Genomic DNA, 7,940 nt, shown 5'->3' on the forward strand with positions numbered 1-7,940 from the left:
TAGCCAAGTGGTCACACCCGTTCCCATGCCGAACACGGAAGTTAAGCACTTGAACGCCGAAAGTAGTTGGGGGCTTCCCCCTGTGAGGATAGGACGTTGCCAGGCACTTGACCGATCTGCAAATTGCAGGTCGGTCTTTTTGTGTTATGTGAAACTTCAGACTGTTCTGATTATTGGTCGAGTCATTGACATGACACCCTCTGCTTGTTACCATAACATCAATATTCTTTTATAAAAGAGAAAGCGAGTGGATAACATGTGGGAGAACAAATTTGCTAAAGAGGGTTTGACGTTTGATGACGTCTTACTCGTACCCCGTCGTTCGAGTGTCTTGCCGCGCGACGTTGATTTATCTGTCACGCTATGTGAAGGGATCACACTTAATATTCCGTTGATCAGTGCTGGGATGGATACCGTCACAGAAGCACCGATGGCAATCGCAATGGCACGTCAAGGTGGTCTTGGTGTCATTCATAAGAATATGTCAATGGAAGAACAAGCAGAACATGTCGATCGCGTCAAACGTTCTGAAAATGGTGTCATCACGAATCCGTTCTATTTGACGCCAGAGCGTCAAGTCTACGATGCTGAGTATTTGATGAGTAAGTACCGCATCTCTGGTGTTCCAATCGTTAATAACGAAACAGAGCGTAAATTAGTAGGGATTTTGACGAACCGTGATCTTCGTTTCGTCAAGGATTACTCGACTGTCATTGAAACGGTGATGACGACAGAAGAACTCGTGACAGCAAAAGTTGGTACGTCCCTTGCTGAAGCAGAGCAGATTCTCCACAAACATCGCATCGAAAAGTTACCACTCGTTGATGAGAACGGTGTATTAAAAGGGTTAATCACGACAAAGGATATTGAAAAAGTCGAACAGTATCCACATGCTGCGAAAGATCAGTTCGGACGTTTACTCGTCGCAGCAGCTGTCGGCGTAACGAAAGACGCTTCGACGCGCGCGAAGTTCCTTGTCGATGCAGGTGTCGATGCACTCGTCGTCGATACGGCACACGGTCACTCAGAAGGTGTTCTTCTCAAAGTACGTGAACTTCGTGAAGAATATCCAAACTTACCAATCATTGCGGGTAACGTTGCGACGGCAGAAGCAACACGCGATTTGATTGAAGCCGGTGCATCTGTCATCAAAGTTGGTATCGGACCTGGTTCGATCTGTACGACACGTGTTGTCGCAGGCGTCGGTGTACCACAAATCACAGCCGTCTTCGATTGTGCGACAGAAGCACGGAAACATGGTGTCTCAATCATCGCTGACGGTGGCATCAAGTATTCTGGAGATATCGTAAAAGCACTTGCTGCTGGCGGTCACGCTGTCATGCTCGGAAGCTTACTTGCAGGAGTAGAAGAGAGCCCAGGTGAGATGGAAATCTACCAAGGACGTCAATTCAAAACGTACCGTGGTATGGGTTCTGAAGCATCGATGAAACGCGGTAGCCAAGATCGTTACTTCCAAGAAGCAGACAAGAAGTTCGTTCCAGAAGGAATCGAAGGACGTGTCGCTTACCGTGGTAAACTCGGCGATTCGGTGTACCAACTCGTTGGTGGTATTCGTTCAGGTATGGGATACTGTGGTGCTGCAACGTTAGAAGAATTGCGTGAAGAGACACAGTTCATCCGTATGACGGGTGCTGGTTTGCAAGAGAGCCACCCGCACGATATTCAAATTACAAAAGAAGCATCGAACTATACACGTCAGTAAACAAAAGCCTCGTCTTTCTCTAGTAGAGAAAGGCGAGGCTTTTTTCATGATGATTTACGCAAGTCCCATGCGTCCATCAATAATCGTAATCCTTCCGTCAACTCTTGCTCAGTGAGACTCGCAAATCCAAGGACGATTTGAGGCGTATCGGAGAGAAGCGGTAACTGGGCATATTGAGAAAGACCATATACTTGGATGCCTTGTTGTTGTGCCCGCTTTACGAGCTCCGGCTCCGTCATCCCGTTCGCTACGGAAACGACGACATGGAGTCCCGCACTTTCGCCGGTCAATCGTAAGGCAGGAATCCGGCGAAGTGATTGGATTAAGACGTCGAGCTTGCGACGATAGACTTTACGCATCCGGTTGAGATGTCGTTCAAAGTCGCCCTCTTTCATGAAGCGCGTCAAGATCGTTTGATCGAAGCGCGAGACACTACAGGTATAGTGTGATAGTTCTGTTTGATACCGAGCGCGTAAGACTTCGGGTAAGACCATATAACCGATCCGTAGGGAAGGCATGAGTGATTTTGAGAAAGTACTCATGTAAATGACACGATTGCTGTCCATGTTGTGTAAAGACGGAATCGATTTACCGCTGTAGCGGAATTCGCTATCATAGTCGTCTTCGATGATAAAACGGGTCGGATCCATCGCCGCCCAGTTTAACAACTGATGTCTTCGGTTGACGGATAAGATGCTACCGGACGGAAATTGATGTGCCGGTGTGACATACATGACATCGACGTTTGATTCCTGTAATTGATCGATCCGTAATCCATTCGCATCAACACGAATCGGTTCAATCATGCGTTCATGATTTTCAAGTAAGAGGCGTGTCGTATGATAACCGGGATCCTCGATACCGTACGTGACGTCGCGTCCCAGTAAGAAGAGGACGAGCGGCAACAATTGCTCGACACCTGAACCGACGACGATTTGTTCAGGAGAACAGACGACACCACGAGAATGATAAAGATAGGTCGCAATCTCTTCGCGTAACGCGAGATCTCCTTGTGGATGACCGAGTGAGACAAGTGGGTGGTGATCGGTATCGATGATATCTTTGGCATACTTTCGCCAACGGGCGAACGGGAAAGAGATCCCTTCAATCTTACTTGGATGAAAATCATACGTGATGATCGGTTTTTCTTTAGTCACACGTGGTTCGATGACGGGTGAGGTTTTGACGTAAGCGAGTTCCTCATAGGCAAGAACGAAGTACCCTTTACGTGAGATGGATTCGACATATCCTTCTGCGACGAGTTGTTGGTAAGCAAGCTCAATCGTCGTTTGACTTAAGTTCAAAAATTGACCGAGTTTTCGTTTGGATGGTAATTTCGTGCCGTATGCTAAACGACCGGCAATGATTTCATTTCGGATCTGTTGATAAAGCTGTTCATAAAGTGGTTTTTCCTGATTGCGCGTGAGTTGAAATGATAGCATGTCCATCTCGTCTGACTCCTTCTTCGTAAACTGACCTGTTGAAATCATCATAAACTGATACTTTTAAAAGTGTCAACGTTCCGTATACTAAAGGAGTGAAAGTCAACCAAGGGGGAATGGATATGGAACGTCAACAAGGAACGGATCGTGTCAAACGTGGAATGGCTGAAATGCAAAAGGGTGGCGTCATCATGGATGTCGTCAATGCGGAACAAGCGAAGATTGCGGAAGCAGCAGGTGCTGTTGCAGTCATGGCACTTGAACGTGTTCCGTCTGATATTCGTCGTGACGGAGGCGTCGCACGAATGGCAGATCCGTTGATTACGGAAGAAGTACTCGGAGCGGTCTCGATTCCCGTCATGGCAAAATGCCGGATTGGTCATATCGTAGAAGCACGTGTTCTCGAATCGATGGGGGTCGATTTCATCGATGAGAGTGAGGTTCTGACTCCAGCTGATGAACAATATCATTTACTGAAGTCAGAGTTCACCGTGCCGTTCGTCTGTGGCGCACGTGATCTTGGGGAAGCCGCTCGTCGCATCGCAGAAGGAGCTGCGATGATTCGGACGAAAGGCGAGCCAGGGACTGGGAACGTCGTCGAAGCTGTTCGCCATATGCGACAAATTCAAGCACAATTGAATCAGATTTTATATGTCAGTCCAGATGAATTGATGACATTTGCGAAAGAATGGGGTGCTCCGTACGAAGTATTACGTGATATTCGAACACAGGGACGTCTACCGGTCGTCAACTTTGCAGCCGGGGGAGTCGCGACACCAGCTGATGCCGCACTCATGATGCACCTAGGGGCAGACGGTGTCTTCGTCGGATCAGGGATCTTTAAATCAGAACACCCAGAACGTGTCGCTCGGGCGATTGTCGAAGCCGTTACGTATAAAGATGATTTTGAACGGATCGCGTCTTTATCCAAAGGACTCGGAACAGCAATGAAAGGAATCGATGTTACATCGATGCCGTTTGAGGAACGGATGGCAACACGCGATGGTAATCGGTATTCTTGATGTTCAAGGAGCGGTCCGTGAACATCGACAGCAGCTTGAAGGTCTTGGTGTCGATGTCGTTCTCGTCAAACAAGTGAGCGATCTCGATGGACTCGATGGACTCGTCTTACCAGGAGGCGAATCGACCGCGATGCGTCGATTGATCGAACGCTATGAATTACTGGAACCGCTTCGGGAAAAGGCGACGATGTTACCGATGTTCGGGACATGTGCTGGAATGATTCTACTCGCAACCGCTGTCGAAGCAGGTCAGAGTCATCTCAACGCGATTTCGATGACGGTCCGTCGAAATGCCTTCGGTCGACAAATCGATTCATTTGAAGGATTGCTACCGGTTGAAGGAATTGAAGAGCCGATCGAAGCAGTGTTCATTCGAGCGCCATTGATTCTGTCTGTCGGGGAAGGAACACGAGTGATTGCGAAAGTCGAAGAGCAGATCGTTGCCGTCGAGACATCATTACACCTCGCGTGTTCGTTTCACCCTGAATTGACAGAGGACGATCGCTTGCACCGCTATTTTTTACAAAAAATCAAACAGCGGCAGTCCGTCCGTTCATAAAGCGTGGAAGCATCTGACAGGTTCTACTGTCAGGTGCTTCTTTTGTGCTACACTATTCGTAAAACGAATGATTGAGTGAAGGAGAGACACGATGAAACGAATTTTACTACTCTGTTTAAGTGTGCTCCTAGTCGTAGGATTTCCTACAGCGGGACAAGCAGCACCTTCGATTCAAGCAGAGTCTTACATAATGACCGATGCGGTCACAGGAAAAATCCTCCTTCAATCGGAAGCGGATGTTTCGTTGCCCCCTGCTTCGATGACGAAGCTGATGACGCTCTACCTCGTCAGACGACAAATCGAATTGAAAAAACTGACGTGGGATCAAAAAATCACGCCGAGTGCAAAAGTGTTAAAGCTTGCGAAGACGTCCGGAATCGCGCGTGTTCCAGTTAAAGCTAAAACATACACGGTTCGCGAGATGTATAATGCGGCGTTCATCAAATCGGCCAATGATGCAGCAGTCATGCTAGCCGAAACTGTCGCCGGTTCAGAAGCGACGTTCGTTGAAAAGATGAATGAGACAGCAAAACAGTTCGGGATGAACGACACGGAGTATGCGAATGCATCTGGTCTAGATGCTGTCGATGCAACCCTTCCAGGAACGAATTTGATGACAGCGACCGATATCGCATTACTCGTCATTCGCTATATCAAGGATTACCCGGATGTACTGGATGTGACGAATAAAACACAGATGAAACTTGATGGAGAGGTCTTAAATAACTCGAATAAGATGCTGGCGAAGGAAAAATTCGCATATGCCGGCATGCGGGGGATGAAGACAGGAACGACCGATTTAGCCGGTTACTGCTTCGCGAGCGTAACGACGCGGGATAATATGACGCTTGTCACGGTCGTGATGCGAACGGATTCCGATCAAGCCCGTTTCAAGGAAACGAAAAAATTACTCGACTATGGTTTTGCGACGTTCGAGCCGTTGACGTATTACGGAAAAGGCGAACGGATCAAAGACGTTCTTCCGATTAAAGGGGCAACCGTCCGAAAGCTAGACGTCGTCACGGACGGTTCGTTATACGTTACGGTCTTAAAACAAGCGAAGACGCGGGAACCACGGTTCGACTTCTCAAAAACAACGGCTCCTGTGACGAAACAAGAAGTCGTCGGTGCGGTGCAGGTCGCGGACGATGGGATCTATCTACCAGGATTTGAGACACCCCGCGTGAATTTATATAGCGCAACTGCGGTTCCACTTGCGAGTGTTCCGACACGTCTCGTCCGTGCTTGGACAGCGTGGTCGAAGCAAATTGAACAAGCGATTCAACAATCGACTCTTGTCAACTTCCAAGGCGATGGTGTAAAGTAAGACTAATCTCATAAAGATGCTATGAACGGACCAAGTAGATGTATCGATACTGTTAAGAGAGCTAGTGGGTGGTGTGAACTAGTCAGATCGATGGATTGAATCGAGCCGGATCGCACACCTTGCGAACAAGGTGCGGGTACGCCCGTTATCGCGTCTTAAGTTGGCTAGATGTGTCTAGCAATGAGGGTGGCAACGCGGATCCAGGTGATTCGTCCCTTTTCGGTAGGAATACCGGAAAGAGACGGGTCGCCTTTTTTTATGACATAAAGGAGGAATTACAGATGATTGATATTAAACGATTACGCCAAGATTTTGACGCCATTCAAGAAAAGTTAGCGCACCGAGGAGAGGACTTGACGGACATGAACCGTTTCCTTGCACTTGATGAGAAACGCCGAGAACTAATTGCGCGGACCGAAGTATTGAAAGCAGAACGAAATGAAGCAACGAAAAAAATCGCTGAACTGAAGCGCAATAAAGAAAATGCGGATGAAGCGATCGCTGCGATGCGTAGTGTTGGAGATGAGATCAAGACGCTTGACGACGAGTTACGCGATGTTGAAGCGACATTGAACCAACTGCTCCTCGGTATTCCAAACATTCCACATGACAGCGTACCGGTCGGTTCTTCTGAAGACGATAACGTCGTCTTACGTGAAGTCGGTGACAAACCAGCGTTTGACTTCGAAGCGGTCCCGCACTGGGATTTGATGGAGCAATTAAAAATCGTCGATGTCGAGCGTGCCGGAAAAGTCACAGGTAGCCGTTTCGTCTTTTACCGCGGAGCGGGGGCACGTCTTGAGCGGGCATTGATCAACTTCATGATGGATCTTCACCAAGATCAACATGGCTACACAGAAATCTTGCCACCACTCATGGTCAACCGTGACTCTATGACAGGAACAGGACAATTGCCGAAGTTCGAAGAGGATGCCTTTAAGATTGAAGAGACGAACTACTTCCTCGTACCGACAGCAGAAGTTCCGGTGACGAACATGCACCGTGAAGAAATCCTAACAGCAGATCAGCTACCGATCGGCTATGCGGCATACAGCCAATGTTTCCGTTCAGAAGCTGGTTCTGCCGGACGCGATACACGCGGTTTGATCCGTCAGCACCAATTCAATAAAGTTGAACTCGTTCGTTTCGTCAAACCAGAAGAATCTTACGAGCAGCTCGAATTGTTAACAGGACAAGCGGAAACAGTCTTGAAAAAGCTAAAACTGCCGTATCAAGTATTGAGCATGTGTACAGCTGATCTCGGGTTCACGGCTGCGAAGAAATACGACATCGAAGTCTGGATGCCAAGCCAAGGCGTCTACCGTGAAATCTCTTCTTGTTCAAACTTTGAAGATTTCCAAGCACGCCGGGCGCAGATTCGTTTCCGCCGCGAAGCGAACGCAAAACCAGAATTCGTTCATACGTTAAACGGTTCTGCCCTTGCAGTCGGTCGGACAGTTGCTGCGATCTTAGAGAACTACCAGCAAGCGGATGGATCAGTTGTTATTCCAGAAGTGCTTCGTCCATACATGGGTGGTCTTGAAGTGATCCAAGCTTAAGTCAGAAGGGGGAGTAATCCCCCTTTCTGTATTTTAAAAAGTTTTTTTAGAAAAGGTCTTTACACGTTAAAAGGCAGATGCTATCATAATTAATGTCAGGAAAACAGACAGGTCATCATTGATCTTGTAAGAAGTACGGAGGCGTACTCAAGTGGTTTAAGAGAACGGTCTTGAAAACCGTCAGGCGGCGAAAGCCGTGCGTGGGTTCGAATCCCACCGCCTCCTCCATTTTTATTTTTTTGACAACGACATGCACGTTTTATAGCTTGGAGGCGTACTCAAGTGGTTTAAGAGAACGGTCTTGAAAA

At 47.9% G+C, this 7,940-nt stretch carries 6 protein-coding genes, 1 tRNA gene, 1 rRNA gene and 1 other annotated feature; of the genes, 7 read left to right on the forward strand and 1 reads right to left on the reverse strand.

Annotation, left to right across the window (positions count from 1 at the left end; genetic code table 11):
• A 5S ribosomal RNA gene (gene rrf, locus AC3B4V_RS15995) occupies positions 1-105 on the forward strand; the annotation flags it as partial.
• A 151-nt stretch (positions 106-256) separates the two neighbouring features.
• On the forward strand, positions 257-1,723 hold the full coding sequence (gene guaB / locus AC3B4V_RS16000) for an IMP dehydrogenase (RefSeq protein WP_029343029.1): 1,467 nt from the start codon (positions 257-259) through the stop codon (positions 1,721-1,723).
• A 44-nt stretch (positions 1,724-1,767) separates the two neighbouring features.
• Here the strand turns inward: guaB and pdxR are convergent, their stop codons facing one another.
• A complete protein-coding gene (gene pdxR, locus AC3B4V_RS16005) occupies positions 1,768-3,216 on the reverse strand; it encodes a MocR-like pyridoxine biosynthesis transcription factor PdxR (RefSeq protein WP_488378861.1) in 1,449 nt (482 codons plus the stop codon).
• A 71-nt stretch (positions 3,217-3,287) separates the two neighbouring features.
• On the opposite strand from pdxR, the gene pdxS reads away from it, so the two are divergent.
• The 5 genes from pdxS (at position 3,288) to AC3B4V_RS16030 (ending at position 7,860) form a co-directional block, all read left to right on the forward strand.
• Positions 3,288-4,187, forward strand: a complete 900-nt coding sequence (gene pdxS, locus AC3B4V_RS16010) for a pyridoxal 5'-phosphate synthase lyase subunit PdxS (protein ID WP_488378862.1) — start codon at positions 3,288-3,290, stop codon at positions 4,185-4,187.
• Positions 4,168-4,746, forward strand: a complete 579-nt coding sequence (gene pdxT / locus AC3B4V_RS16015; RefSeq protein WP_488378863.1) for a pyridoxal 5'-phosphate synthase glutaminase subunit PdxT — start codon at positions 4,168-4,170, stop codon at positions 4,744-4,746. Before pdxS ends, pdxT begins: the two co-directional genes overlap by 20 nt.
• 91 nt (positions 4,747-4,837) lie before the next feature.
• Complete coding sequence (locus AC3B4V_RS16020; protein WP_488378864.1) at positions 4,838-6,073, forward strand: D-alanyl-D-alanine carboxypeptidase family protein; 1,236 nt, start codon at positions 4,838-4,840, stop codon at positions 6,071-6,073.
• Positions 6,074-6,085: 12 nt separating this feature from the next.
• Positions 6,086-6,293, forward strand: a binding site (T-box leader).
• 61 nt (positions 6,294-6,354) lie between these two features.
• Positions 6,355-7,632 (forward strand): serine--tRNA ligase, encoded by a 1,278-nt coding sequence (gene serS / locus AC3B4V_RS16025; RefSeq protein ID WP_050679050.1) that lies wholly within the window; start codon positions 6,355-6,357, stop codon positions 7,630-7,632.
• A gap of 137 nt (positions 7,633-7,769) precedes the next feature.
• Positions 7,770-7,860: transfer RNA gene (locus tag AC3B4V_RS16030), tRNA-Ser, on the forward strand.
• The last annotated feature ends 80 nt before the right edge of the window (positions 7,861-7,940 follow it).

This window comes from Exiguobacterium sp. E17S, from assembly GCF_057772545.1.

Coding starts and splice junctions, on each gene's coding strand:
- guaB (WP_029343029.1), top strand. CDS start 257: ATGTGGGAGAACAAATTTGCTAAAGAGGGTTTGACGTTTGATGACGTC.
- pdxR (WP_488378861.1), bottom strand. CDS start 3,216: ATGATGATTTCAACAGGTCAGTTTACGAAGAAGGAGTCAGACGAGATG.
- pdxS (WP_488378862.1), top strand. CDS start 3,288: ATGGAACGTCAACAAGGAACGGATCGTGTCAAACGTGGAATGGCTGAA.
- pdxT (WP_488378863.1), top strand. CDS start 4,168: ATGGTAATCGGTATTCTTGATGTTCAAGGAGCGGTCCGTGAACATCGA.
- AC3B4V_RS16020 (WP_488378864.1), top strand. CDS start 4,838: ATGAAACGAATTTTACTACTCTGTTTAAGTGTGCTCCTAGTCGTAGGA.
- serS (WP_050679050.1), top strand. CDS start 6,355: ATGATTGATATTAAACGATTACGCCAAGATTTTGACGCCATTCAAGAA.